Annotated in this window: 22 protein-coding genes; 10 read left to right on the top strand and 12 right to left on the bottom strand. The window is 62.1% G+C overall.

All coding sequences use genetic code 11. The features are described 5' to 3' along the window. The first annotated feature begins 112 nt into the window (after positions 1 to 112). The 8 genes from BHC62_RS06120 (at position 113) to BHC62_RS06085 (ending at position 9,136) form a co-directional block, all read left to right on the top strand. Positions 113 to 2,035 (top strand): putative nucleotidyltransferase substrate binding domain-containing protein, encoded by a 1,923-nt coding sequence (locus BHC62_RS06120; RefSeq protein ID WP_070994487.1) that lies wholly within the window; start codon positions 113 to 115, stop codon positions 2,033 to 2,035. Then, a complete protein-coding gene (locus tag BHC62_RS06115; RefSeq protein WP_070994486.1) occupies positions 2,032 to 2,739 on the top strand; it encodes a PolC-type DNA polymerase III in 708 nt (235 codons plus the stop codon). The genes BHC62_RS06120 and BHC62_RS06115 overlap by 4 nt, the downstream gene beginning before the upstream one ends. Before the next feature lie 129 nt (positions 2,740 to 2,868). Next, positions 2,869 to 3,387 carry an RNA polymerase sigma factor gene (locus BHC62_RS06110; protein ID WP_070994528.1) on the top strand — a complete coding sequence of 173 codons (519 nt, stop codon included), beginning with the start codon at positions 2,869 to 2,871 and terminating at the stop codon, positions 3,385 to 3,387. After that, positions 3,384 to 4,364, top strand: coding sequence for a FecR domain-containing protein (locus BHC62_RS06105; protein ID WP_070994485.1), 981 nt, complete (start codon positions 3,384 to 3,386; stop codon positions 4,362 to 4,364). The genes BHC62_RS06110 and BHC62_RS06105 overlap by 4 nt, the downstream gene beginning before the upstream one ends. Positions 4,365 to 4,561: 197 nt before the next feature. Then, positions 4,562 to 6,991, top strand: a complete 2,430-nt coding sequence (locus BHC62_RS06100) for a TonB-dependent siderophore receptor (RefSeq protein ID WP_070994484.1) — start codon at positions 4,562 to 4,564, stop codon at positions 6,989 to 6,991. A 72-nt stretch (positions 6,992 to 7,063) separates the two neighbouring features. Further along, positions 7,064 to 8,167, top strand: a complete 1,104-nt coding sequence (locus BHC62_RS06095; RefSeq protein ID WP_070994527.1) for a PepSY domain-containing protein — start codon at positions 7,064 to 7,066, stop codon at positions 8,165 to 8,167. Then, positions 8,164 to 8,343: a hypothetical protein gene (locus BHC62_RS28870; RefSeq protein ID WP_070994483.1), complete on the top strand. Its 180-nt coding sequence runs from the start codon at positions 8,164 to 8,166 to the stop codon at positions 8,341 to 8,343. The genes BHC62_RS06095 and BHC62_RS28870 overlap by 4 nt, the downstream gene beginning before the upstream one ends. 163 nt (positions 8,344 to 8,506) lie before the next feature. Then, on the top strand, positions 8,507 to 9,136 hold the full coding sequence (locus BHC62_RS06085) for a glutathione S-transferase family protein (protein ID WP_070994482.1): 630 nt from the start codon (positions 8,507 to 8,509) through the stop codon (positions 9,134 to 9,136). 331 nt (positions 9,137 to 9,467) lie between these two features. On the opposite strand, the gene creD is transcribed toward BHC62_RS06085, so the two are convergent. The 4 genes from creD to BHC62_RS06060 are packed head-to-tail and all read right to left on the bottom strand — an operon-like array spanning position 9,468 to position 13,553. Beyond that, entirely contained in the window at positions 9,468 to 10,826 is a 1,359-nt protein-coding gene (creD, locus tag BHC62_RS06075) for a cell envelope integrity protein CreD (RefSeq protein ID WP_029296947.1), read from the bottom strand. A gap of 51 nt (positions 10,827 to 10,877) precedes the next feature. Beyond that, the gene (gene creC / locus BHC62_RS06070) at positions 10,878 to 12,317 is read right to left on the bottom strand and encodes a two-component system sensor histidine kinase CreC (protein ID WP_029296949.1); all 1,440 of its coding nucleotides are present in this window, start codon (positions 12,315 to 12,317) and stop codon (positions 10,878 to 10,880) included. Continuing rightward, on the bottom strand, positions 12,317 to 12,994 hold the full coding sequence (gene creB / locus BHC62_RS06065) for a two-component system response regulator CreB (protein WP_029296950.1): 678 nt from the start codon (positions 12,992 to 12,994) through the stop codon (positions 12,317 to 12,319). The genes creC and creB overlap by 1 nt, the downstream gene beginning before the upstream one ends. 58 nt (positions 12,995 to 13,052) lie before the next feature. Then, complete coding sequence (locus tag BHC62_RS06060; protein ID WP_070994480.1) at positions 13,053 to 13,553, bottom strand: ATP-dependent zinc protease; 501 nt, start codon at positions 13,551 to 13,553, stop codon at positions 13,053 to 13,055. 175 nt (positions 13,554 to 13,728) lie between these two features. Between BHC62_RS06060 and BHC62_RS06055 the strand changes: the two genes are divergently transcribed. Next, positions 13,729 to 14,616 (top strand): acyltransferase, encoded by an 888-nt coding sequence (locus BHC62_RS06055; RefSeq protein WP_070994479.1) that lies wholly within the window; start codon positions 13,729 to 13,731, stop codon positions 14,614 to 14,616. On the opposite strand, the gene BHC62_RS06050 is transcribed toward BHC62_RS06055, so the two are convergent. Next, complete coding sequence (locus BHC62_RS06050) at positions 14,613 to 15,182, bottom strand: DUF2780 domain-containing protein (protein ID WP_029296955.1); 570 nt, start codon at positions 15,180 to 15,182, stop codon at positions 14,613 to 14,615. The genes BHC62_RS06055 and BHC62_RS06050 overlap by 4 nt on opposite strands. A 182-nt stretch (positions 15,183 to 15,364) precedes the next feature. Here BHC62_RS06050 and BHC62_RS06045 point away from each other — a divergent pair, with 182 nt between their 5' ends. Beyond that, complete coding sequence (locus BHC62_RS06045) at positions 15,365 to 15,823, top strand: anti-sigma factor domain-containing protein (RefSeq protein ID WP_029296957.1); 459 nt, start codon at positions 15,365 to 15,367, stop codon at positions 15,821 to 15,823. 161 nt (positions 15,824 to 15,984) lie between these two features. Here the strand turns inward: BHC62_RS06045 and fdhA are convergent, their stop codons facing one another. The 7 genes from fdhA to BHC62_RS06010 all read right to left on the bottom strand — a co-directional run bounded on the left by fdhA (position 15,985) and on the right by BHC62_RS06010 (position 24,980). Further along, positions 15,985 to 17,184 (bottom strand): formaldehyde dehydrogenase, glutathione-independent, encoded by a 1,200-nt coding sequence (gene fdhA / locus BHC62_RS06040; protein WP_029296959.1) that lies wholly within the window; start codon positions 17,182 to 17,184, stop codon positions 15,985 to 15,987. Positions 17,185 to 17,365: 181 nt separating this feature from the next. Next, positions 17,366 to 18,223, bottom strand: a complete 858-nt coding sequence (gene purU, locus BHC62_RS06035; protein WP_029296961.1) for a formyltetrahydrofolate deformylase — start codon at positions 18,221 to 18,223, stop codon at positions 17,366 to 17,368. Between the two features lie 142 nt (positions 18,224 to 18,365). Then, on the bottom strand, positions 18,366 to 18,998 hold the full coding sequence (locus tag BHC62_RS06030; RefSeq protein WP_070994478.1) for a sarcosine oxidase subunit gamma: 633 nt from the start codon (positions 18,996 to 18,998) through the stop codon (positions 18,366 to 18,368). A 123-nt stretch (positions 18,999 to 19,121) separates the two neighbouring features. Next, on the bottom strand, positions 19,122 to 22,139 hold the full coding sequence (locus tag BHC62_RS06025; RefSeq protein WP_070994477.1) for a sarcosine oxidase subunit alpha: 3,018 nt from the start codon (positions 22,137 to 22,139) through the stop codon (positions 19,122 to 19,124). Further along, a complete protein-coding gene (locus tag BHC62_RS06020) occupies positions 22,136 to 22,438 on the bottom strand; it encodes a sarcosine oxidase subunit delta (protein ID WP_003194855.1) in 303 nt (100 codons plus the stop codon). The genes BHC62_RS06025 and BHC62_RS06020 overlap by 4 nt, the downstream gene beginning before the upstream one ends. A 15-nt stretch (positions 22,439 to 22,453) precedes the next feature. Then, positions 22,454 to 23,704 carry a sarcosine oxidase subunit beta family protein gene (locus BHC62_RS06015; protein WP_070994476.1) on the bottom strand — a complete coding sequence of 417 codons (1,251 nt, stop codon included), beginning with the start codon at positions 23,702 to 23,704 and terminating at the stop codon, positions 22,454 to 22,456. Positions 23,705 to 23,726: 22 nt separating this feature from the next. Beyond that, positions 23,727 to 24,980: a serine hydroxymethyltransferase gene (locus tag BHC62_RS06010; protein WP_070994475.1), complete on the bottom strand. Its 1,254-nt coding sequence runs from the start codon at positions 24,978 to 24,980 to the stop codon at positions 23,727 to 23,729. Between the last annotated feature and the right edge of the window lie 88 nt (positions 24,981 to 25,068).

Here is a 25,068-nt window from a genome sequence, read left to right as displayed (position 1 = left end):
TTTCCTTAGTCATCGAAGGTCTTATAGCTACCTAGACTTACGTCCAATGGGCACCCGCCGCGTGGGGGTCGACCATGAAGGACGATAACGACAAAAAACTGCGGTCATGGTTATGAGTAAAGCTGATGCTTTCACCCAGGCAGGGAAAACTGCGGTGTTGCAGAACATTCACGGCACCCTGCAATTCCTTCAACGGTTCCCGCCCTTCAACCAGATGGAAAACGCCCACCTGGCGTTCCTGGTGGAACAGTGCCAATTGCGCTTCTACGGCCCCGGCGAGAGCATTCTCAAACCGTCGGCGGGCCCCGTGGAGCACTTCTATATCGTCAAGCAGGGCCGCGTGGTCGGGCAGCGCCCGGATTCGGCCGAAACCACCTTCGAAATCGCCACCGGAGAATGCTTCCCCCTGGCCGCGCTGCTGGGAGAGCGGGCCACCCGCACCGAGCACAAAGCCGCCGAAGACACCTTCTGCCTGCAATTGAACAAACCGGCGTTTATCAAGCTGTTTGCGCTGTCCGGGGCGTTCCGCGATTTTGCCTTGCGCGGGGTCAGTAGCCTGTTGGATCAGGTCAACCAGCAAGTCCAGCAGAAAGCCGTAGAAAACCTCGGCACCCAGTACTCACTCAATACCCGCCTGGGTGAGTTGGCCATGCGCCACCCGGTAACGTGCAGCCCGCTGACACCGCTGCGTGAGGCGGTCACGTTGATGCATGAGCAGCAGGTCGGCAGCATCGTGGTGGTCGATGAACACAAGGCGCCCCTGGGGATTTTCACCCTGCGTGACCTGCGCCATGTGGTAGCCGATGGCACCAGCGACTTCACCCAGGCCATCGAACGCCATATGACCCAGGCGCCGTTCTTCCTCAGCCCGGATCACAGCGCCTTCGACGCGGCTATCGCCATGACCGAACGGCACATCGCCCACGTGTGCCTGGTCAAGGATCGACGCTTGTGTGGCGTGGTGTCCGAGCGTGACCTGTTTTCCCTGCAACGGGTCGACCTGGTGCACCTGGCCCGCACCATCCGCAATGCACCACGTGTGGAAAACCTGGTGGCGCTGCGTGGCGAAATCGGCCAACTGGTGGAACGCATGCTGGCCCATGGCGCGTCCTCGACCCAGATCACCCATATCATCACGCTGCTCAACGATCACACGGTGTGCCGGGTGATCGAACTGAGCATCGCCGATAAAGGCGACCCCGGCGTACCGTTCAGTTGGCTGTGTTTCGGCAGCGAGGGCCGCCGCGAACAGACCCTGCATACCGACCAGGACAACGGCATCCTGTTTGATGCACGGGACGCCGCCCACGCGGCCGAGATCCGTGGCCTGCTGTTGCCGCTGGCGCAGCAGATCAACCAAAGCCTGGCGCTGTGCGGCTTTACCCTGTGCAAGGGCAATATCATGGCCGGCAACCCCGAGCTGTGCCTGTCCCGCGCCGAGTGGGCCCGGCGCTTTGCTGCGTTTATCCGCGAGGCGACGCCGGAGAACCTGCTCAAATCCAGCATCTACTTCGATCTGCGCGTGGTATGGGGCGATGAACTGGGCCGCGACCAGTTGCGCCAGGGCATTCTTGACCAGGTCGCAGACAACCGCCTGTTCCAACGGATGATGGCCGAGAACGCCTTGCGCCAGCGCCCGCCGGTGGGGCGCTTCCGGGACTTTGTGTTGACGCGCAAAGGCTCGGACAAGGCCACCCTGGATCTCAAGGTGCAGGGCCTGACACCGTTCGTAGACGGTGCCCGCCTGTTGGCCCTGGCCAATGGGATCGCCGCCAACAACACCCTGGAACGCTTGCGCCAACTGGTGGATAAAGAGGTGATCGAACGCCTGGACGGCGCAGCCTATGAAGAGGCCTACCACTTTATCCAGCAAACCCGCATGCAGCAGCACCAGTTGCAGACCCGCGAGAACCAGCCGTACTCCAACCGGGTCGACCCTGACAGCCTCAACCACCTGGACCGGCGCATCCTGCGCGAATCCCTGCGCCAGGCCCAGCGCCTGCAAAGCAGCCTGGCCCTGAGGTATCAGCTGTGAGCCTGTTCAGTTGGCTACGCCCTCACCGGCCGGGGCTGGATGAGCATCAAAAAGTACGGCTGGCGCAACTGCCAACTGCCGGCGCACTCGGCGAAAACACCTTGCGTGACCAGCGCTGGGTGGTCCTGGACCTGGAAACCAGCGGCCTGAACCTCAATCGCGACCTGGTACTGTCGATCGGCGCGGTGGTGATCGAAGACGGTGCCATCGACTTTTCCCAGCAGTTCGAGCGCACTTTGCTGCGGGCGCACACCAAACTCAGCCCCAGTGTATTGATCCACGGCCTGGGCCCCAGTGCGATCGCCGCCGGTTGCGATCCTGCCGAAGCGTTGCTGGATTTCATGGATTTTGTCGGCGACAGCCCGCTGCTGGCATTCCACGCACCGTTCGACCAACACATGCTCGGCCGGGCGCTCAAGGACAGCCTGGGTTATCGCCTGGCCCATCCGTTCCTCGACGTGGCAGACCTGGCGCCGCTGCTGTGTCCCCAAGCGCATATTCGCGAAGCGGGCCTGGATGACTGGATCGCCCACTTCAACCTGCAAGTCGGTGAACGCCATCACGCCAGCGCCGATGCCCTGGCCACCGCCGAGTTGATGTTGATTCTGTTCAGCCGCGCCCGCCAGCAAGGGCTGGACAGCCCGGCACTGTTGCAGCAGCGCCTGAGCCAGTGGAAACGTCGCAAGCAAGCCCCGTCCTTCTAAACACCACAACCCGGCTCCTGGAATGGGTTGTGGTGCCATCATCCGACCAACGCCAATTGCGCCGCCTCATCGCCTCTGCCACAATCGCGAATAATTCTCGTTAGTTTAAACTTGCCGATTGGTGATGCCTTGTCGTCAGCCCAAAGTCCCCACAGTGAGCTTGTTGGCACGTTGTACCGTGACCATCGCGGCTGGCTGCTGGCATGGCTGCGGCGCAACGTGGCGTGCCCCAGCCGTGCCGAGGACCTGAGCCAGGACACCTTCATGCGCCTGCTGGGCCGTGAAGAACTGCGCGAGCCGCGCGAACCCCGGGCCTTCCTGGTGGCCGTCGCCAAGGGCTTGCTGTTCGACTATTTCCGCCGCGCGGCGCTGGAACAGGCCTACCTCACCGAACTGATGCTGATCCCGGAAAGCGAGCACCCTTCCCCACAAGAACAGCATCTGATCCTCGAAGACCTCAAGGCCATCGACCGCCTGCTCGGCAAGCTCTCCAGCAAGGCCCGCGCCGCCTTCCTCTATAACCGCCTCGATGGCCTGGGCCACGCCGAAATCGCCCAGCGCCTGGGGGTTTCCGTGCCGCGGGTGCGACAGTACCTGGCCCAGGGCATTCGCCAGTGCTACATCGCACTGTATGGCGAACCGCTGTGACTCAGATCAGTTCCAAACCGGTTTCGGCACGCGTGCTGGATGCTGCGATTGCCTGGCAACTGTCCCTCGATTCCGGGGAGCGCAGTGCCGTGGAGCATGAAGAATTCAGGAAATGGCTAGCCAGCAACGATGAGCACGCCCGTGCCTGGCGCCAACTGGGCATGCTCGATCAGCGTTTCAGCGTGGCCAGCGGCCCGGCGCGGGCGGCGCTGCTGCAATCGCGTGAAAACATCCGCCAGCGGGTGCGCAAGCTCGGCAGCGGCCTGGCCAGTGTGGTGCTGGTCTGCGGCCTGGTGCTGTTCGCCGGCCAGCGCTACGTGCCGATCAACTATTGGCTGGCCGACCAACGCACCGCCACCGGCGAACAGCGCACGCTGAAACTGGCGGATGGCACGCTGATCAACCTCAATACCCACAGCGCCATTGATGTGCGCTTTGACGAAAAACGCCGTGTGATCGTGTTGCAGGACGGCGAGATCCTCGTCGAGACCGGCCACAACGATGCCCGCCCCTTTATCGTCGAGACCCGCGACGGCAGCCTGCGCGCCCTGGGCACGCGGTTTATCGTCAAACGCGAGGACGACGGTACGCGGCTCAGCGTTTTGCAGTCGGCCGTCGCGGCGCAGCCCGAGGCGTTGCAGCAGGAGCAGGTGTTCAAGGAAGGCCAGCAGGTGTTGATGCGCCATGACGGCCTCGGCCCACTGCTGACCGTCAGCCCCGGCACCGACGCCTGGACCCGCGGCATGCTGGTGGTAGACAACGCACGGCTGGCGGATGTGGTCGAGGAACTCGGCCGCTACCGCAGCGGCTACCTGGGTGTGGACAAAAACGTGGCCGACCTGCGCATCACCGGCAGCTTCCCGTTGCAGGACACCGACCTGGCCTTGAATGCGCTGCTGCCAACCCTGCCAGTGCAGATCCAGCAGCGTACGCCGTGGTGGGTGACGGTGGTGCCAAAGGTCGCGGGTAAGCCTTAGGGCCCTATCGCCGGCAAGCCAGCTCCCACATTTTGAATTGTGCATACCATCAATGTGGGAGCTGGCTTGCCTGCGATAGGGCTCTGAAAGCCCCCATTTCCTCCCAGACAAAAAATATTTCCCCACAGCCCTATCACTTTTTGATTCTCGCTCGGCACACAGGCAATTGAGAAATATTTCCATTCAGGAGCCGCCGTATGTCCCGCACGCTAGACACCTTGTTGCGCCCCAGCCTGTTAGCCGTGGCCATTGCCCTCAGCGCCCCGCTGGCCAGCACTGCGCTGATCGCCGCCGAACAAGCGTCCAGCGTGCGCGCCTACAACCTGCCTGCCGCGCCCCTGGCCAGCACCCTGAACCAGATCGCCAGCCAGGCCGGCCTGGCATTGACCCTCAACCCAGCACTGGCCGCAGGCAAGACCTCGGCCCCGGTCAAGGGCCAGTTCGACGCCCAGGGCGCCCTGCGTGAAGCCTTGCGCGGCAGCGGCTTGCAGTTGGAGCAGAGCAGCGCCGGCACCTTCAGCCTGGTGCCGGTTCCGGAGGGTGTCGTTGCCCTGCCCGAGACCAGCATCATTGGCCAAGGCAACTATGAAAGCGCCTGGGGCCCGGTGGAGGGTTATGTCGCTACGCGTACGGCGGCGGGGAGCAAGACTGATACCGCGCTGGTAGAAGCACCACGTTCAATCTCCGTAGCGACCCGCCAGCAGATGCTGGACCGCAACGTGCAGAACCTGGATGACGCGGTCAAGTACATGCCCGGCATCGTTTCCGCCAGCTACGGCAGTGACACTCGCTACGACTGGATGCGCGTACGAGGCTTCGAACCCACCCATTTCCTCGATGGCCTGCCATTGCCGCGTGGCGTTTACGCCAACCCGAAAGCAGAAACCTGGAACCTCGACCGCCTCGCCCTGCTGCGTGGCCCTGCCTCGTCGGTCTACGGCCAGACCCCACCAGGCGGTCTGCTGGATATGGTCAGCCGACGCCCCAACGCAGAATCGAGCAATGCCATCCAGGTGCAGTACGGCAGCGACAACTATCGCCAGATCAACTTCGCCAGCACCGGCAAGATCGATGATGAAGGTCAGTTCCTCTATGGCCTCAGTGGCGTGGTGCGGGACGCCGGCACACAAGTCGATCACATCGACAACAAGCGCTATAACATCGCGCCGAGCCTGACCTGGAATATCGATACCGATACCAAGCTGACCCTGCTCTCGCAGTTCACTCGCGACGATACCGGCACCACCAGCCAGTTCCTGCCGATTCAGGGCACCAAGATCAAATCACCACTGGGCAAGATCTCGCACCACAAGAACCTCGGTGATCCGGACTATGAGTTCTACGACCGGACCTACTACGCTCTGGGCTATGCCTTTGAGCATCGCTTCAACGATATCTGGCAGTTCAAGCAAAACTTGCGTTACACCAAGTCGGAGCTGTCGTTCCAGCAACTAACTGTGGGCTCCTATACCTGGTCTCCGGCTGATGCTGCAGGCAATATCAGCCGATCTACCACCAACGTTGACGAAAACATTGGCCAGTTCGCGCTGGACAACAATTTTCAGGCAGATTTTGCCACCGGCAACATCATCCATACCTTGCTGCTGGGCCTTGACCATCAACGCACCGATACATCCTATCGAGCGATATATGGGACGGCGTCAGATATCAACATCTTCAACCCGATCAACACCCAACCAACTCTACGCCCGACGAATGTCCGACCGTTTTATGACTACAATCAGAAAACCGTGCAAACCGGCCTCTACGTGCAGGACCAGATGGCCTTGGACAAGTGGCGCCTGACCTTGGGCGGGCGTGAAGACTGGGTACACCAGGGCACCACCTACTTCAACGACAGCGATGCGACCAACACTGACCGCATCAAACACTTCAGTGGCAATGCGGCACTGAGCTATGTGTTCGACTCGGGCTTCGTACCGTACTTGTCCTATGCCGAATCGTTCCAACCGGCGAGCAACGCAGATACAAACGCACTCAAGACGTTTAAACCAACGGAAGGCAAGCAATGGGAAATGGGGGTCAAGTACCAGCCGCCCGGCTCCAATACGCTGCTGAGTGCGGCGATCTACGACCTGACCCAGAAGAATGTGCAGGTAACGACCCTCGGCGCAGGGGGCCAGCAAATCAACGGCCAGACCGGCGAAGTAAAGGTTAAAGGCCTGGAGCTCGAAGCCGTGTCTGACGTGACCGAGAACCTAAAGGTCATCGCCGCCTACACCTTGGCCAAATCCGAAGTACAAAAAGGCATCTATAAAGGCAATCGCCTCACATTGATGCCCAACCAGCAAGCCTCCTTGTGGACCGACTACACCTGGCACGACGGTGTGCTCGACGGTTTCGGCATCGGCTTTGGTGCCCGCTACACCGGAAATACCTACGGTGACCAAGCCAACACCTGGCTGGGCAAAGCCAATGCCTACACCGTGTTCGACGGTGCGGTTCACTACGACCTCGGCCGCCTGGACAAGAGCCTCAAGGGCGCCTCGGTGAAACTGAACGCCACCAACCTCTTCGATAAAGAGTACCTGTCCACATGTGACGCCAACTACTGCTACTACGGTGATCAACGCAGCGTCGTCGCCAGCGCCACCTACCAGTGGTAATGCACTGAGCTAACCTGCTCCACAGCCAGGCCGCCTCCCGTGGGCGGCTTTGGCTTGTCTGAAGGCTATGAAATGAAAAGCACAACCATCCGCCGCTGGTCCTTCATCCACACCTGGACCAGCCTGATCTGCACCGTATTCCTGCTGATGCTGGCGCTGACCGGCCTGCCGTTGATCTTTCACCATGAGATCGATCACTTGCTGGGCAACGAGCCCGAGCTCAAGCAGATGCCGGCCGATACCCCGCAGCTCAACCTTGAGCAACTGGTGGCCAAGGCCCAGGCCCATCGTCCTGGCGAAGCCATGCAGTACCTGGCCTGGGACGAAGACGACAAGAACGGCGTGATTGCAATCATGGCGGCCACCGCCGGGACCGAGCCCAATTCGTCGCACACCTTCATGCTGGACGCGCGTACCGGGGACAGTGTGGAGATGCCTTCGGCCAATGGCGGCTTGACGATGTTCCTGCTGCGCCTGCATGTGGATATGTTCGCCGGGCTGCCGGGCAAGTTGCTGCTGGCGTTCATGGGTGTGCTGTTTGTGGTCGCGATCATTTCCGGCACGGTGTTGTACCTGCCGTTCATGCGGCGCTTGAAGTTCGCCACCGTGCGCCAGGACAAATCCACGCGCCTGCGCTGGCTGGACCTGCATAACCTGATCGGCGTCGTCACCCTGACCTGGGCGCTGGTGGTGGGCGTCACCGGGGTGATCAGCGCCTGTGCCGACCTGATCATCGCCGCCTGGCGCAATGACAGCCTCACCGCGATGATCGAACCCTACAAGAACGCACCGCCGCTGACCTTGCGGGCGCCGGCCACTGACCTGCTGAAAATCGCCGAACAGGTCGCGCCGGGCATGACCCCGGACTTTATTGCGTTCCCCGGCACGCGGTTTTCCAGCGAGCACCATTACGCGGTGTTTATGAAAGGCAGCACACACCTGACCTCGCACCTGCTGACGCCGGTGCTGATCGACGCCAGCGATCTGAGCGTCACCGCCGTGGCCGGGCGGCCGTGGTACATGGACGCCATGGGCATGTCCCAGCCCTTGCACTTTGGCGACTATGGCGGCATGCCGATGAAAATCCTCTGGGCGGTGCTGGATGTGCTGACCATCATCGTGCTGGGCAGCGGTGTGTACCTGTGGCTGGTGCGGCGCAAGGCGGCCAAGCCATGAGGCCGCGGCAATCGAATTTCTGGAAGGTGTTCGGGGTGCCGCTGGCAATCGGGCTGCTCAGTGCCGGGGGGTTGTTTGCGGCGCTGTTGGGGGATGGGGTTTGGGATTCCCTTAGCTGGCTGGGGTTGGGGATACCGGCAGTTGTCGGGGTGTGGGGGTTGGTGCGCAGGCCTTGAGGACGCCATCGCAGGCAAGCCAGCTCCCACATTTGATGGTGTTCACCAATCAAATTGTGGGAGCGGGCTTGCCTGCGATGAGGCCCGTAAAAACAACCAGATCCCCCTCGCCAGTCACCTCGCAACTGTCTAGTCTATGGCCGACCTTTTCCGAGGATTGCCCATGTCCGCGCCCAGCATGACGTTGTTCCAGCACCCCGCTTCGCCGTTTGTCCGCAAAGTCCTGGTCCTGCTCCACGAAACCGGCCAGCAAGACCGGGTCGCCCTGGAGACTGTGTTGGTCACGCCGGTCAACCCGATCCCCGCGCTGAACGAAGGCAACCCCGTGGGCAAGATCCCGGCCCTGCGCCTGGCCGATGGCAATGTGTTGCACGACAGCCGGGTGATCCTCGACTACTTCGACCACCAGCACGTCGGCAAACCGCTGATCCCCCGTGACGGCTCGGCCCGCTGGCGGCGCCTGACCCTGGCCTCGATGGCCGACGGGATCATGGATGCGGCCGTATTGATGCGCTATGAAACTGCCCTGCGCCCGGCCGACAAGCAGTGGGAAAGCTGGCTGCAAGAACAGCGCAACAAAATCCGCCGCACCCTGGCCGAGCTGGAACGGGACGCTATCGCCGAGCTGGCCTGCCATTTCGACATCGCAGCCATCAGTGTCGCCTGCGCTTTGGGCTATGTGGATTTTCGCCATCCGGACCTGCAGTGGCGTTCGAGCAATCCCAAACTGGCCGCCTGGTACGCCGAAGTCAGCCAGCGGCCTTCGATGCTGGCGACCCAGCCGCCTGCCTGAGGCCTGCAGCTACCAGCTTGCCGTGGCGAGCGGGCCTCTTGTGGCGAGCAGGCTTGTTGTGGCGAGCGGGCTTGCCCCGCGCTGGGCTGCGCAGCAGCCCCAATCCAGCAGAATGCGGTGTGTCAGGGACTCCTCGGTGCTTGGGGTTGGGGCTGCTGCGCAGCCCAGCGCGGGGCAAGCCCGCTCGCCACAACAAGCCCGTTTGCCACAACAGGCCTGTTAGCCACAGCAAGCCCTCCAACCACCACAAGTCCATCGCGCAACTGCGCAAACAGTGCGTTGATTTTCCCCACCAGTTGCACCCTCTCCCGCTGGTCCTCCCGTAGCCCGATCATTGCATCGCCTCCTGTTCACTCGCCTTGCGCTTGCCCACGCCATACCAGTCCAGTTTGCGTGTCAGCACCATCACCGTGCCCAGCAGCCCGAACAGCAACAACGAGCCCATCAACAGCGCGTAATCCTCGGCACTCAGCAGCCCGTACAGCAAGCCGTACAACGCCGCCAACCCCGCCGAGAATCCCAGGCCGTGGGCCACGCTGCGCAACACATGGCACACATAAAAACCGATCAACAACACACAGGCACTGGCCGAGATCAGGTACGCCAGGGCAAAGCCGATATGCTCGGACAGCGACAACAGCAGCAGGTAGAAAAACGCCAGAGCCACCCCCACCAACGCGTACTGGATCGGGTGCACCGCCAGGCTCTTGAGCACTTCGAACAGGAAGAAGCCGGCGAACGTCAGGGCGATAAACAGCAGCGCATATTTGATCGCACGGTCGCTCTTGAGGTACTGGTCCACCGGGTCGATAAAGTTCACGCCGAAGCTGCGCTGGTTGAAGTCGTCGCAGCGACTGGCGACCACGCAGCCGTACAACGACTCTTCAAGGTTGGTGGAGAAAAATGAGGTCTGCCAGTTGGCGCTGAACCCTTGGTCGTTGATCTCGCGCTGCACCGGCAGGAAGTTGCCGACAAAGCTTGGGTGGGGCCAGTTGGACGCCAGCTTGACCACACTGGTCTTGCCCACCGGCAGCACTTGCAATTGCTCGGTACCTTGCAGCCGCAGATCGAACGCGAAGTCCAGGGGCGCAGGGTTCTTGCTGTCCTGGGCGGGCAGCGGGACATGCACCCCGGCGCCAAGGAAACTCACTTGGGTGCCCGGGGCGAACTCCAGGCGCTGGCTGCCCAGCTCCAGTTTCAGGGCGTTTTCGATCCCGCGAATGTCGCTGATCCCCACGGCCAGGAACGCCTGTTCAAACGTGTAATCGGCAAAGTCTTCCTTGATCCCCATCTGCGCCGGCAGCACAAAGCGGCCACTGATACGGTTGTCGGCATGGAACAGCCGCGCCTGGTAAATCCCCCGTGCCCGCAGTTCGGTTTGCACCTTGCCGTCGAGCTCGAAATGTTCTGGCAGGAAGTACAGGCGGCCTTGCTCTTCGCTGAGCACTTCATAGCGTTTGTTGAGCTTTTCATTGAGCTTCCACTCACGCACGGTCTTGCGATACGGCACCACCATCAACGGCCCGCTCACCTGCTGGCTGTAGCTGGAACTGCGGGCAATGTCCATCAATACGCCGTCGCGTAGCGCCTGGCGCTCGTTGATGATGCCGCTGATCATCAGCAACGGAATCAGCAATAGCAGGATCAGCAGCGCGATGGCGCCCAGTTTGAATAGCAGGCTGCGGTTCATGGGTATCTCCCTGTTTTGATGGGGAGAGTCTGGCGCCAGCCTGTGGGGGATTTATGAGGGCAATGTGGAGACTGTGTGGAGATGCAGCACCACTTGCACCCCGCCCGGCACGTTGCCGATCTGCAATGAGCCGCCGTGCAGCTTCATGACTTCTTCGACAAAGTTCAGGCCCAGGCCGGTGCTTTTGCGCCCGCTGGCCGGGCGCGGCAGGGAGTAGAACCGCTCGCTCAGGCGTGGCAGGGCGTATTCGGGGATCGGCTCGGCCTGGTTGAACAGGCACACATCGACATCGTGATGCCGCACCTGGGCGCTAAAGCGCAGAGTTCCGCCGGGCGGGGTAAAGTCCAAGGCGTTTTCCAGCAGGTTGCCCAAGGCCTGGCGCAGCAGGAATGGCTCGCCATACAGCTTTACATCCGCCTCGATCAGACGCTCGACCTGCAACCCGGCCTGTTCGATCCGCGCGCATTGCGCCTTGAGGACTTCATCCACCAACGCGGCCAAAGGCACCGTGGCTTGCTGCTCCAACCCTTGGCGCTGCTCGACCTGGGCCAGGTTCAACAGGCGCTCGATCAACTGCTGCAGACGTGCGCTCTCGCTGGCGATGTTGCCGACAAAGCGCTGCTGCTGGGCCGCAGTCATTTCACCCTGCAACAACTCCGCCGCACCCCGGATCGCGGCCAGTGGGCTTTTCAGTTCGTGGGTCAAGGTGTGCACGTAACGCTCGACATAGGCCTTGCCTTCCAGTTGCGTGCGCATGTGCTCCACCGCCGTGGACAGCTGCTCCAACTCACCGCCGCGATAGTGCGGCAACTCGGCGCGCCGCCCTTCGCTGACAGCCTGGGCATAGGTGGTCAGGCGCCGCAGCGCAGCGCTCAGCCACCACGACAACAGCGCCCCCAGCAACAGGCCTAGCGCCACCAGGCCGGCGCCGTACCACAGCAGGCGGCGCTCGGTACGGTCGACATAAGGTTGCAGCGAGCTGTTGGGCTTGGCCACCGTGACCGCGCCGATGATCTGCCCGTTATCACGGATCGGCGCGCCAACGTGCATCACCGACGAGGCCGGATCTTCGGCATCGCTGCGGGTGGAGCGGGCGCCGTATTCGCCGCGCAGAGTCAGGTACACGTCGTTCCATTTCGAGTAGTCCTGGCCCACTGCCACTCCTGCCGAATCCAGCAGCACAACGCCCTTGGCGTCGGTGACATAGATACGGTGGTTGACCTGATTCTTCGCCAACCCCCAGATCGTCGCGCCGGGCTGGCGCTCGCCGTAGGCCTTGAGCACGGTCGGCCAGTGGCTTTGGCCGAGGGTGCCGTGCTTCACGTCCTCACGCAGGATTTCCGCCAGCAGGTTGGCGGTGTCCACCAGGGTTTCTTCGGTGGACTGGCGCACGCCGGGGCGGATTTCCTTCATCACCGTGTTGAGCACAAAGTAGCCGGTCAGGCCGATGAACAGCGCATACACCAGGAAAATCCGCAGCCCCATGCGCATCAGGCGTGGCTCGGGCTGTAGCTGTAGCCCAGGCCCCGATGGGTCTGGATCGGCTCGCCATCGGCGGCCACGCCCCGCAACTTGCTGCGCAGGCTTTTGATATGGCTGTCGATATTGCGCTCGTAGCCGGCATCGGCGGCCACGCCGACGGCATCCAGCAGTTGCTCGCGGCTGAACACCCGCTCGGGCTGCTCCAGCAGGCAGTTGAGCAAACGGAACTCATGCCGGGTCAGGCCCAGCAACTGCCCGCGATAGTGGATCTGCACGCGCTCGTGGTCCACCTGGAACAGCCCGCCGCTGGCTGGCGCCGCAACCGGCGCGACACGCTTGAGGATCGCCTTGACCCGCGCCGCCACTTCCCGTGGGCTGAAGGGCTTGACCACATAATCATCGGCGCCGATTTCCAGGCCCACCACGCGGTCGATTTCGCCGTCGCGGGCACTGAGGAACATCACCGGCACTTCGCTGAAACGGCGCAGTTGCTTACAGGTTTCAAAACCGCTGATGTCCGGCAGGCCGATGTCGAGGATCAGCAGGTCTGCCGGGGTCTGCCGTTGATGCTCCAGCGCGGCCTGGCCGAGGGTCAGCCAGGTGGTGGTGAAGCCTTCGCCTTGCAGGGCAAAAATCAGCGTATCGGCAATGGCCGCTTCGTCTTCGACAATCAGGATATGAGGCATGGCGTCCGAGCACTGGGAGCTAAAGGTGAACGGTGCCCCATGCCTTATGCGGCGTCAATCAGCAGTCGGGTTTGTCGGCGGTGTAGCGGCGAGCCGGGTTCACGGCGGCGCCGAATTCACGCAGGGCCTTGGCGCCGATCAACAGCGGGTAGTTGAAACTGCTGCGGTCGGTGAGGTTGACTTCGACGGTGCGCTTGACGTTGCCCAGGCACATCTCCAGATCCACCACCGGGCGCTTGGCCACGCTGGTTTCTTCGCCGTCTTCGTCTTCGTCGGCGCGGTTCTTGATCTTGCTGATGCGCGCCACTTTGTGTTCGTAGACCTTGTTGCTCACATCCTTGCCGCTGAGGCGGAAGCGCACCCAGTCCTCGCCATCGCGGCTGAAGGTCTCGATGTCACGGGCCGACAGCGACGCGGTCAGCGCACCGGTGTCCATCTTGGCCTTGAAGGTCTCGCCGATCTCCGGCAACTGGATGTATTCGTAGCGCCCGTACAGGGTCGGTTCGGCGGCCATGACCGGCAGGGCCACCACGGCTAATAGGGCAAGGAGAGATTTCACGTAGGAGGATTCCTTGAGGTAAGTAGGCGAATACTAGACTGCAAACGCAGCCCAAAGTTGGATCGTTACCCAGCATACGCAACACAAAGTGAAACATTCGTCAGGCCATTTGCGATTTGGCCTCTAGACTCAAGCTGCTTATCATGGCCCGTCCAACCGCTTGCAAGAGTTCCTTATGCGCCGCCTGCTCACCGGCTGTTTCGTCACACTGCTGCTGTTACTCAACACGCTGATCCTGATCGGCCCCCTGCTGGTCTTCGCCCTGCTCAAGCTGGTGGCCCCCGGTCGTTCACGGGACTACGCCTCAGCCGCAGTGATGTGGATCGCCGAGACCTGGGCCGAGATCGACAAGCTGATCTTCGCCTGGTGCATCCCCACCCAATGGGATATTCGCGGCGATACGGGCCTGCGCGGCGACACCTCGTACCTGGTGATCAGCAACCACCAATCCTGGGTGGATATCCCGGCGCTGATCCAGACCCTCAACCGGCGCACGCCGTTCTTCAAGTTCTTCCTGAAAAAGGAACTGATCTGGGTACCGTTCCTGGGCTTGGCCTGGTGGGCCCTGGACTACCCGTTCATGAAGCGCTACAGCAAGGCGTTCCTGGCCAAGCACCCGGAACGGGCGGGCCAGGACCTGAAGATCACCAAACAGGCGTGCGAGCTGTTCAAGCGCCAGCCGGTGACGGTGGTCAACTACCTGGAAGGCACGCGCTTCACCGCGGCCAAGCGTGCCCAACAGGGCTCACCTTTCGCCCGCCTGCTCAAGCCCAAGGCCGGTGGCGTGGCGTTTGTGCTGGCGGCAATGGGCGAACAGCTGGACGCGATCCTCGACGTGACCGTGGTGTATCCACAGGAGAAGATTCCGGGGTTCTGGGATTTGATCAGCGGCGCGGTGCCCCGCGTGATTGTGGATATCCGCACCCGCGAGCTGGATCCAGCGTTGTGGCAGGGGGATTACGAGAATGATCCGGCGTTTCGCCAGAGCGTCCAGAACTGGGTCAACCAGCTCTGGATGGAGAAGGATGCGCGCATCGCCCAACTGCGCGCCGAACGGCCTTAGCTGCCGGTACCCCAGGCCTGGGCCAGCTTGCCAAGCAATGAGCTGTCGGCACCCTGGCCGCCCAGGTATTGCAGGATCACCGGGGCAAACTGGCCGATCATGCCGCTGTCCATGCCCAAGGCGCTGAACGCGGTGTTCAGGTCGTTGGTGTCCTTGACGTTACCCAGCAGGCCATCGAGGCCGCTGGTCTTGCTGCCACCGGTTTGGCCGAGCATGCCGCTCAGGGCGCCCAGGCTGCCCAATGCGTTGCTACCCGACAGCTTGTCCAGGCCCGGTACGCTTTTGCCCAACTGCGAATAGTCCGTGCTGCTGAGTTGGTTCTTGGCCAGGCCCAACATGGCGCCGGTACCACCGACAGCCTGCTCCGGGGTGACATTCAACTGCTTGGTCAAAGCGCCCAACAGGCCGGCGGTCTGAGACGTTGGCGCAGCGGCGGCGGCCTTGTTGGTACCCTGGGCACCGGCGACGGCGTTGGCCACATCGCCCAGGCTGAAGCCTGCTGCAAACACCGGGCTGGCCGCCACGGTCAGAAGGCAGGACAGGGCAAAACCGCGTGAAATCTTCATCGAGACAACCTCGTAAATTTAGGAGCTGAAGCAGCCGTTGGACTCAGCATCCAATAGGTTGTTCCACACCACAGATTTGTTCAGAAATGCCCCAAAGCCCCACACCATCAAACTGCCACTAGGAACCCATCGCCCGCCACAGGGTCAATCAACACACTACAAAACTTGTCAGGAAGAGCCTTATGACTGCGTCCCAACCCCCAGTGATCGAGCACAAGCCCTCATTCTGGACCCGCCCGCGCCTGTTCATCGGCGTCTGCGTGGTGGTGGTTGCCGGTATCGGCGGCGCGCTCTACACACAGGACAGCGTGAAGTCCGCCGCGACCCTGGTCAGCACCACCCAACAACCGGCTGCGCAAATCATGGCGCACAAGGATTACCTGGAAGTCCAACCGATTGCGGCCACTGCGCCGGAGCCGGACCGCAGCCTCGAGCTGTGGGCCCTGCCGGCGGGCGGCACGCCGGTATCCCTGGGTCTGTTGCCGGAGGATGGCAAAGGCATCATCGGCCTGAATCCGCGCCAACAGGAAACCATCAGCCAGCCGGTCGAGTTGATGGTCAGTTCGGAAACCAAGGGTGGCTCGGTGAGCAAGCAGCCTACCGGCCCGACGGTGTACCAGGGCGCGCTGGCAATTCGCTAACGCTCAAACACCACACAACCAATGTGGGAGCGGACGGGTGTGGGAGCTGGCTTGCCTGCGATTGCATCGACTCGGTGTTTCAGATAGACCGAGGTGCTGCCATCGCGGGCAAGCCCGGCTCCCACATCAGCCCGCTCCCACATTGCTATCGGTGGCTGTGACTACGCCGCGCTGAACAGCTTGTGCGGGTCAATCACAAACTTCTTCGGCACACCGGCATCGAACTCGCCATAACCGCGTGGTGCGTCGTCCAGGCTGATCACCTGTACGCCGACGATTTCGGCGATGTTGATGCGGTCCCACATGATCGCCTGCATCAACTGGCGGTTGTACTTCATCACCGGGGTCTGGCCGGTGTGGAAGCTGTGGGACTTGGCCCAGCCCAGGCCGAAGCGAATGCTCAGGCTGCCCATTTTCGCGGCAGCGTCCACCGCACCCGGATCTTCGGTGACGTACAGGCCGGGGATGCCGATCTTGCCTGCGACGCGCACCACGCCCATCAGTGAGTTGAGTACCGTGGCCGGGGCTTCCGCCTTGACACCGTCGTGCCCATGACCGCGCGCTTCAAAGCCCACACAGTCAACAGCACAGTCCACTTCCGGCTCGCCGAGCAGCGCGGCAATCTGTTCGTGCAGCGGGGTGTCGGTGGACAGGTCGACCACTTCAAAACCCTGGGCCTTGGCATGGGCCAGGCGGATGGTGTTGACGTCACCAATGATCACCACCGCCGCACCCAGCAGGCGAGCGGAGGCCGCAGCAGCCAGGCCAACCGGACCGGCGCCTGCAATGTAGACGGTACTGCCAGGGCCAACGCCGGCGGTGACTGCACCGTGATAGCCGGTCGGCAGGATGTCGGAGAGGCACGTCAGGTCGCGGATTTTCTCCATGGCCTTGTCGCGATCCGGCAGTTTGAGCAGGTTGAAATCGGCATACGGCACCAGCACGTACTCGGCCTGGCCGCCGGTCCAGTCACCCATGTCCACATAGCCGTAGGCACCACCGGCACGGGCCGGGTTGACAGTCAGGCATACGCCGGTGTGTTGCTCCTTGCAGGAACGGCAGCGCCCGCATGCAACGTTGAACGGCACCGACACCAGGTCGCCGAGTTTCAGGTTCTCGACATCACTGCCCTTCTCGATCACCTCGCCGGTGATTTCATGGCCCAGTACCAGGCCGGTCTGGGCGGTAGTGCGGCCGCGCACCATGTGTTGGTCGGAGCCGCAGATATTGGTGGAGACCACGCGCAGGATGACGCCGTGCTCAATCTTCCTGCCACGGGGGTCCTGCATTTTGGGATAGTCGATTTTCTGTACTTCGACCTGACCGTTGCCGAGATACACGACACCACGATTACCAGACATGCTTTCACCTCGCTGTTGTTTTTATGGAACTGCGTAGCCCTTGGGTTGGGCTGCGCGTTTAAGTGCTCGGGTTGCAGATGCTGTTATTGCGTTGTTAGTAAGGGCCTCTTCGCGGGCAAGCCCGCTCCTACAGGTGTACGCATTCCTACTGTAGGAGCTGGCTTGCCTGCGATGGCGCCCGTCAGAGCACCACAGTCCTATTGGCGTTCAAAAACACCCGCCGCTCAATGTGATACCCCACCGCCCGGGCCAAGGTCAGCCCTTCGATATCCCGCCCCTTGGCAATCAAATCCTCGGGGTAATGACTGTGGTCCACCACCTCCACGCCCTGGGCGATGATCGGGCCTTCGTCCAGGTCGTTGTTGATGTAGTGCGCGGTGGCGCCGACCAGCTTCACCCCTTTGTTGTAGGCCTGGTGATACGGCTTGGCACCCTTGAACCCCGGCAGCAGGGAGTGATGGATATTGATCGCCTTGCCATCGAGCTTGCGGCACAGCTCCGGTGACAGCACTTGCATGTAGCGCGCAAGGATCACCAGCTCGGCGCCGGCCTCTTCAATCACCTGCCACACCTGACGCTCCTGGGACGGTTTGTCGTTGGGGTCGAGGGGGAAATGGTAGTAGGGAATCTGGTGCCAGTCGGCCAGGGGCTTGAGATCAGGGTGGTTGGACACCACCGCGACCACGTCCATCGACAGCTGGCCGATGCGCTGGCGATACAGCAGGTCGTTGAGACAGTGATCGGCCTTGGAGACCATGATCACCACTTTTGGCCGGTAATTAGGCGCCGTCAGCTCGAAAATCATCCCAAAGGCTTCGCCACGGGTGGCCAGGCCGTCGCGAAAACCCTGTTCGTCGAAACCGTCGGGTTGACGGAATTCCACGCGGATAAAAAAGCGCCCCGAGAGGCGGTCATCGAACGAGTGGTGCTCGGTGACGTAGCAGCCCTGCTCGAACAGATAGCGGGTGACCGCGTCCACCGTGCCGAGCACGCTGGGGCAATCGGCGGTCAAAATCCATGTATCGGGTGCGCGGCTCATTACAGTTAACTCCTCATACAGCGATGCTGCTTACTGTAGGAGCGAGCTTGCTCGCGAAAAATCCAAGGGCACCGCGTTCATTCAGGATGCGCGCGTTTTCGTTGACGTTTTTCGCGAGCAAGCTCGCCCCTACAGGGTCATGTCAGGCTTGGACATTCAGGCCATATTCGGCCGCCGCGTCCTGCAACCACAACCACCAGTAATCCGAGAAGCTGCGCCGAATCAGCAGCTCCCACGTGTCCTCGGCGGTATGCCGGATCACCAGTTGCGACTTGGCAAACACCGTGCCCACCGCCTTGCCCACCGGGAAGTTGTCGGGGTGCACGTCGTAGCTGGTGGACTTCATCAGCACATCGCGCACGTTCGGGCCGCTGAGTTCGAGGATCTGCTGGCCGCCGCTGACATTGACGATCTGGATATGCAAATCCCCCAGCGCGGCACGCAGGTTTTGCTCGGCAGCGAACTCTTCACCGCTAGGCACCACCAGCAGCCACTCATCCGGGCCGAGCCATTGCAGGCTGGTTTCACCGTTGACGACCACTGTCAGGGCGCCGGGCAACTCGATGCCCAGGGCCTTGTGTACGCCAGCGGCAAACGCGGCGTCATGGCCATCGCCACGGAGGGTCAGGTGGCCAAGGAGTTTCTTTTCACGCACGGTCACGCCGGCGTTCTTGCGGCCCTTGCCGGCCAGGCTGGCGAGGTCGGCATGGTGCAGCGACGACTCGGCCTTGGCGCCGGCGGTGGGGCGTTGTTGGTACACATTGGCTGCGGTCATAAAGCACCTTTCTTGAATTCTGTGGTGAATCTACTGGCGCCATCGCGGGCAAGCCCACTCCCACCTTTGGAATGCATTCCCCTGTGGGAGCTGGCTTGCCTGCGATGCAGGCGACTCGGTCTATCAGATGTTCTGGCGATCACCCTTCGGATCAAAGAACACCGAAGACACAATCTCGGCCTCGATCACACTGCCATCCGCCTGCGGTGAAAACACCCGCTCACCCATACGCTTCAAGCCGCCCTTGACCACCGCCATCGCAAACGAATACCCAAGGGAGTTATGGGCATAACTCGAAGTAACGTGACCGACCATCTTCATCGGGATCGTCTGCTTCGGATCAAACACCAGTTGCGCGCCTTCCGGCAGCCACACCTTCGGATCAATCGGCTTCAAGCCCACCAGTTGCTTGCGTTCTTCACGCACGCAATCTTCACGGTTCATCCCACGCCAGCCGATCCACGAGAACGGTTTGGTACGGCCAACGCACCAGCCCATGTTCAGGTCGTCCGGGGTCATCGAGCCGTCGGTGTCTTGCCCCACGATGATGAAACCCTTCTCGGCCCGCAGTACGTGCATGGTCTCGGTGCCGTACGGGGTCAGGTTGTATTGCTTGCCGGCTTCGACGATCTGTTCCAGCACGCCCATGGCGTAGTCGGCCTGCACGTTGACTTCGTACGACAGCTCACCGGTAAACGAGATACGGAACACCCGCGCCGGCACGCCGCCCACCAGGCCTTCTTTCCAGGTCATGAACGGGAAGCCGTCCTTGTCCAGGTCGATGTCGGTGACTTCGCTCAACAGCTTGCGGCTGTTGGGTCCGGACAGGGTCATGGTCGCCCAGTGGTCGGTGACCGAGGTGAAGTACACCTTCAGGTCCGGCCATTCGGTCTGCTGGTAGATTTCCAGCCACTGCAGCACGCGGGCGGCGCCGCCGGTGGTGGTGGTCATCAGGAAGTGGTTGTCCGCCAGGCAGGCAGTCACGCCATCGTCGAAGACCATGCCGTCTTCCTTGCACATCAGGCCGTAACGCGCCTTGCCCACATCGAGCTTGGTCCAGGCGTTGCTGTAGATGCGGTTGAGGAACTCACGGGCATCCGGGCCCTGGATATCGATCTTGCCCAGGGTCGAGGCGTCCAGCAGGCCGACGCTGTCGCGCACGGCCAGGCATTCGCGCTTGACTGCCGCGTGCAGGTCTTCACCGTTGCGTGGGAAGTACCACGGGCGTTTCCACTGGCCGACATCCTCGAACTCGGCGCCGTTTTTGACGTGCCAGGCTTGCAGCGCAGTGTAGCGCACCGGCTCGAAGATATGCCCACAGTGTCGGCCCGCCACCGCGCCGAAAGTCACCGGCGTGTAGTTGGGGCGGAACATGGTGGTGCCCATCTGCGGGATGGTCACGTTCAGCGAACGCGCAGCAATGGCCAGGCCGTTGACGTTGCCCAGCTTGCCTTGGTCGGTACCGAAGCCCAGCGCGGTGTAGCGCTTGACGTGCTCCACCGACTCGAAGCCTTCGCGGGTCGCCAGTTCGATGGCGGCGGCGGTGACGTCGTTTTGCAGGTCGACAAATTGTTTGGGCGCCCGCGCAGTGGCCTTCTCGTGCGGCACCTGGAACAGCGCCAGGGTTGGCTCCTCAAGGCGCGTCAGGGCCTTGGGCAGCGTACCTTCCACCGGGGCAAACCCGGCTTCGCTGGCGGCACGTACGCCCCCCTCAAAGCCGTCGGCCAGTGAGTCACCCAGGCCGTAGACGCCGTTGATGCCACCGACGCACACGCGTTTCTGCGGGGCTTCGCCCGGTACAAAACCGAGGATGTCTTCACGCCAGGTCGGCTTGCCGCCCAGATGCGAGGCCAGGTGGACCACCGGGCTGTAGCCGCCGGAACTGGCCACCAGGTCGCAGTCCAGCCATTCGCCGGGGCTGGTAACGGTGTGGGCTTTGACATCGATAGCCGCCACTCGCGCACCGGTCACGTGCTTGCTGCCACGGGCCTCGATCACAGCGTTGCCGGTGAGGATACGAATACCTTTGGCGCGGGCTTCTTCCACCAGCGCACCGCGTGGGTTGTGGCGGGCATCGGCTACCGCTACGACTGCAAGGCCGGCGTCGAACCAGTCCAGCGCCACGCGGTAGGCGTGATCGTTGTTGGTCGACAGCAGCAGTTTTTTACCCGGCGCCACGCCGTAACGGCGCACGTAAGTCGAAACCGCGCCCGCCAGCATGTTGCCCGGCACGTCGTTATTGCCGTACACCAGCGGGCGCTCGCAAGCACCGGTCGCCAGCACTACGCGCTTGGCCCGCACACGGTGGATACGCTGGCGCACCACGCCAATCGGCGCGCGGTCGCCGAGGTGGTCGGTGAGGCGCTCGTGGATGGTCAGGAAGTTATGGTCGTGATAGCCGTTGACGGTAGCACGAGGCAGCAGCACCACGTCCGGCAGGGCCTTGAGTTCGGCAATCACACTGGCGACCCAATCGGCTGCCGGCTTGCCATCCAGGCTTTCACGGGAGTCCAGCAACGACCCGCCGAATTCTTCCTGCTCATCGGCGATGATCACCCGCGCACCACTGCGCGCAGCCGCCAGGGCAGCCGACAGGCCTGCAGGCCCGGCACCGACGATCAGCACGTCGCAGTGGCGGTTCATGTAGTCGTAGGTGTCCGGATCGTTCTCGGTCGGCGAGCGACCCAGCCCTGCGGCCTTGCGGATGTACTTCTCGTAGGTCATCCAGAACGATTGCGGGTACATGAAGGTTTTGTAGTAGAAACCCGGCGGCATCAGCTTGCCGCCGACCTTGCCGAGGATGCCCATCATGTCGTTGTTCACGCTCGGCCAGCCGTTGGTGCTGGTGGCGACCAGGCCCTGGTACAGCGCCTGTTGCGTGGCGCGCACGTTGGGAATCTGCGTGGCTTCGGTGGCGCCGATCTGCAGCACCGCGTTCGGCTCTTCGGCGCCAGCGGCAAAGATGCCGCGCGGGCGCGAGTACTTGAAGCTGCGGCCGATGACATCCACGCCGTTGGCCAGCAAGGCTGCGGCCAGGGTGTCGCCTTCAAAGCCTTTGTAGCTCTGGCCGTTGAAGGTAAACGTCAGGACTTTATTACGGTCAATGCGGCCACCGTTGGACAGGCGATTGATCTGGCTCATACCTTCTCTCCAGAAGCCTTGGCGGTGAATTGTGGCTTCTCGCCGATCTTGTAGGTTTCAAGAATTTCGTAGGTCACGGTGTCGCGGGTCGCGTTGAAATACTGGCGGCAACCGGCAGCGTGAATCCACAGTTCGTGGTGCAGGCCGCGTGGGTTATCGCGGAAGAACATGTAGTCGCCCCACTGTTCGTCGGTGCAGGCGTTGGGGTCCAGCGGGCGCGGGATATGCGCTTGGCCGGAGGCGTGAAACTCTTCCTCGGAGCGCAGTTCGCCACAGTGAGGACAGAAGATATGCAACATAGGGAGTTTCTCCTGTTAGTGGGCGACGGCCGCAGCGCCGTGTTCGTCGATCAGCGCACCGTTGTGGAAACGGTCGATGGAGAAAGGTGCCGCCAACGGGTGCATTTCACCCTTGGCCAGGCTCGCGGCAAATACGTTGCCTGAGCCGGGGGTAGCCTTGAAGCCACCGGTGCCCCAACCGCAGTTGAAGAACATGTTCGCCACCGGGGTCTTGGAGATGATCGGGCAGGCGTCCGGCGTGGTGTCAACGATGCCGCCCCACTGGCGGTTCATGCGCACCCGCGAGAGCACCGGGAACATCTCGACGATGGCCTGGATGGTGTGTTCGATCACCGGGTACGAGCCGCGCTGGCCGTAGCCGTTGTAGCCGTCGATACCGGCGCCGATCACCAGGTCGCCCTTGTCGGACTGGCTGATGTAACCGTGTACCGCGTTGGACATGATCACGCTGTCGATAATCGGCTTGATCGGCTCCGACACCAACGCTTGCAGCGGGTGGGATTCGATTGGCAGACGGAAGCCTGCCAGCGAGGCCATGTGCCCGGAATTACCCGCGGTGACCACACCGACGCGCTTGGCACCGATAAAGCCTTTGTTGGTTTCCACGCCGATGCACACGCCGTTTTCCTTGCGAAAACCGATGACTTCGGTCTGCTGGATCAGGTCCACGCCCAGGGCGTCGGCGGCGCGGGCAAAGCCCCAGGCCACGGCATCGTGACGGGCCACGCCGCCGCGCCGTTGCACGGTGGCGCCGAGGACCGGATAGCGGGTGTTCTTCGAGCAATCGAGGTACGGGATCTCGTCGGCCACTTGCTTGGCGTTGAGCAGCTCGCCGTCCACGCCATTGAGGCGGTTGGCGCTCACGCGACGCTCGGAATCACGGATGTCCTGCAGGGTGTGGCACAGGTTGTAGACGCCGCGCTGGGAAAACATCACGTTGTAGTTCAAGTCCTGGGACAGACCTTCCCACAGCTTCATTGCGTGTTCGTACAGGTGCGCCGACTCATCCCACAGGTAGTTGGAACGCACGATGGTGGTGTTGCGCGCGGTGTTACCGCCGCCCAGCCAACCTTTCTCGACCACGGCCACGTTGGTGATCCCGTGTTCCTTGGCCAGGTAATAAGCGGTCGCCAGACCATGCCCGCCGCCGCCGACGATGACCACGTCATACACCTTTTTAGGGGTCGGCGTGCGCCACATCTTCTGCCAGTTTTCGTGGTGGCTGAGTGAGTGCTTGAAGAGGCCGAAGCCTGAGTAGCGTTGCATAGTCATTACTCCAAAACCGCGCTCAGCGATAAACCGGGAAATCAGCGCACAGGGCAGACACGTGCTTGGCCACGTTGGCCTCGACATCGGCGTCGCCGAGGTTGTCGAGGATGTCGCAGATCCAGCCAGCCAACTCGACGCACTGCGCCACTTTGAAACCGCGTGTGGTCACCGCCGGGGTGCCGATGCGCAGGCCCGAGGTCACGAACGGCGACTGGGGGTCATTGGGCACGGCGTTCTTGTTGACGGTGATATGGGCACGACCGAGGGCAGCGTCTGCGTCCTTGCCGGTGAGGCCCTGGCGGATCAGGCTGACCAGGAACAGGTGGTTATCGGTGCCGCCGGATACCACATCGTAGCCACGCTTGATAAACACGCTGGCCATGGCCTGGCCGTTGTCGATCACCTGCTGTTGATAAGCTTTGAAGCCCGGCTCCATCGCCTCCTTGAAGCACACAGCCTTGCCCGCGATCACGTGCATCAGCGGGCCGCCCTGTGCGCCTGGGAACACGGCGGAGTTGAGTTTTTTCTCAATCTCTTCGTTGGACTTGGCCAGGATCAGGCCACCCCGTGGACCGCGCAGGGTCTTGTGGGTGGTGGTGGTCACCACATCGGCGTACGGCAGCGGGTTCGGGTACAGGCCGGCGGCAACCAAGCCTGCGACGTGGGCCATGTCGACGAACAGCAGCGCGCCAACCTTGTCGGCGATCTGGCGAAAGCGCGGGAAATCCAGGGTCTTGGAGTAGGCAGAGAAACCGGCCACGACCATTTTCGGCTTGTGCTCCACGGCCAGGCGCTCGACTTCGTCGTAGTCGATCAGGCCGGTGTCGGTGTTGATGCCGTACTGCACGGCGTTGTACAGCTTGCCCGAGGACGACACCTTGGCGCCGTGGGTCAGGTGACCGCCGTGGGCCAGGCTCATGCCGAGGATGGTGTCACCGGCGTTCAGCAGCGCCAGGTACACCGCGCTGTTGGCCGACGAACCAGAGTGCGGCTGCACGTTGGCGTAATCGGCGCCGAACAGCTGCTTGGCGCGTTCGATGGCCAGGGCTTCAACCTTGTCCACGTGCTCGCAGCCGCCGTAGTAGCGTTTGCCCGGATAGCCTTCGGCGTATTTGTTGGTGAGGCCGCTGCCTTGAGCTTCCATCACACGCTTGCTGGTGTAGTTCTCCGACGCGATCAGCTCGATATGATCTTCCTGACGCTGCTCCTCGGCATTCATGGCCGCCAGCAGTGCGTCGTCATATCCCTGGATCTGGTCTTGTTTGCTGAACATCGCGTCTCTCCCAGCCTTTCGTATTGTTGAGGCCCGTGCAGGGCCCTTTGATGCGATGGTAGGGCTGGCGCAGACAGGTCAAATGCCT

The sequence above is a fragment of the Pseudomonas sp. 06C 126 genome (genome assembly GCF_001855215.1).
In the GTDB taxonomy this organism is placed as follows: Bacteria; Pseudomonadota; Gammaproteobacteria; order Pseudomonadales; family Pseudomonadaceae; genus Aquipseudomonas; species Aquipseudomonas proteolytica.
This window is presented reverse-complemented; position numbering and strand designations above follow the sequence as displayed.

Bases quoted from the DNA above. Each gene is read 5' to 3' on its own strand.
- BHC62_RS06120 (WP_070994487.1), top strand. From the start codon at position 113: ATGAGTAAAGCTGATGCTTTCACCCAGGCAGGGAAAACTGCGGTGTTG.
- BHC62_RS06100 (WP_070994484.1), top strand. From the start codon at position 4,562: ATGTCCCGCACGCTAGACACCTTGTTGCGCCCCAGCCTGTTAGCCGTG.
- BHC62_RS06095 (WP_070994527.1), top strand. From the start codon at position 7,064: ATGAAAAGCACAACCATCCGCCGCTGGTCCTTCATCCACACCTGGACC.
- BHC62_RS28870 (WP_070994483.1), top strand. From the start codon at position 8,164: ATGAGGCCGCGGCAATCGAATTTCTGGAAGGTGTTCGGGGTGCCGCTG.
- BHC62_RS06085 (WP_070994482.1), top strand. From the start codon at position 8,507: ATGTCCGCGCCCAGCATGACGTTGTTCCAGCACCCCGCTTCGCCGTTT.
- creD (WP_029296947.1), bottom strand. From the start codon at position 10,826: ATGAACCGCAGCCTGCTATTCAAACTGGGCGCCATCGCGCTGCTGATC.
- creC (WP_029296949.1), bottom strand. From the start codon at position 12,317: ATGCGCATGGGGCTGCGGATTTTCCTGGTGTATGCGCTGTTCATCGGC.
- creB (WP_029296950.1), bottom strand. From the start codon at position 12,994: ATGCCTCATATCCTGATTGTCGAAGACGAAGCGGCCATTGCCGATACG.
- BHC62_RS06055 (WP_070994479.1), top strand. From the start codon at position 13,729: ATGCGCCGCCTGCTCACCGGCTGTTTCGTCACACTGCTGCTGTTACTC.
- BHC62_RS06050 (WP_029296955.1), bottom strand. From the start codon at position 15,182: ATGAAGATTTCACGCGGTTTTGCCCTGTCCTGCCTTCTGACCGTGGCG.
- BHC62_RS06045 (WP_029296957.1), top strand. From the start codon at position 15,365: ATGACTGCGTCCCAACCCCCAGTGATCGAGCACAAGCCCTCATTCTGG.
- fdhA (WP_029296959.1), bottom strand. From the start codon at position 17,184: ATGTCTGGTAATCGTGGTGTCGTGTATCTCGGCAACGGTCAGGTCGAA.
- purU (WP_029296961.1), bottom strand. From the start codon at position 18,223: ATGAGCCGCGCACCCGATACATGGATTTTGACCGCCGATTGCCCCAGC.
- BHC62_RS06030 (WP_070994478.1), bottom strand. From the start codon at position 18,998: ATGACCGCAGCCAATGTGTACCAACAACGCCCCACCGCCGGCGCCAAG.
- BHC62_RS06025 (WP_070994477.1), bottom strand. From the start codon at position 22,139: ATGAGCCAGATCAATCGCCTGTCCAACGGTGGCCGCATTGACCGTAAT.
- BHC62_RS06020 (WP_003194855.1), bottom strand. From the start codon at position 22,438: ATGTTGCATATCTTCTGTCCTCACTGTGGCGAACTGCGCTCCGAGGAA.
- BHC62_RS06015 (WP_070994476.1), bottom strand. From the start codon at position 23,704: ATGCAACGCTACTCAGGCTTCGGCCTCTTCAAGCACTCACTCAGCCAC.
- BHC62_RS06010 (WP_070994475.1), bottom strand. From the start codon at position 24,980: ATGTTCAGCAAACAAGACCAGATCCAGGGATATGACGACGCACTGCTG.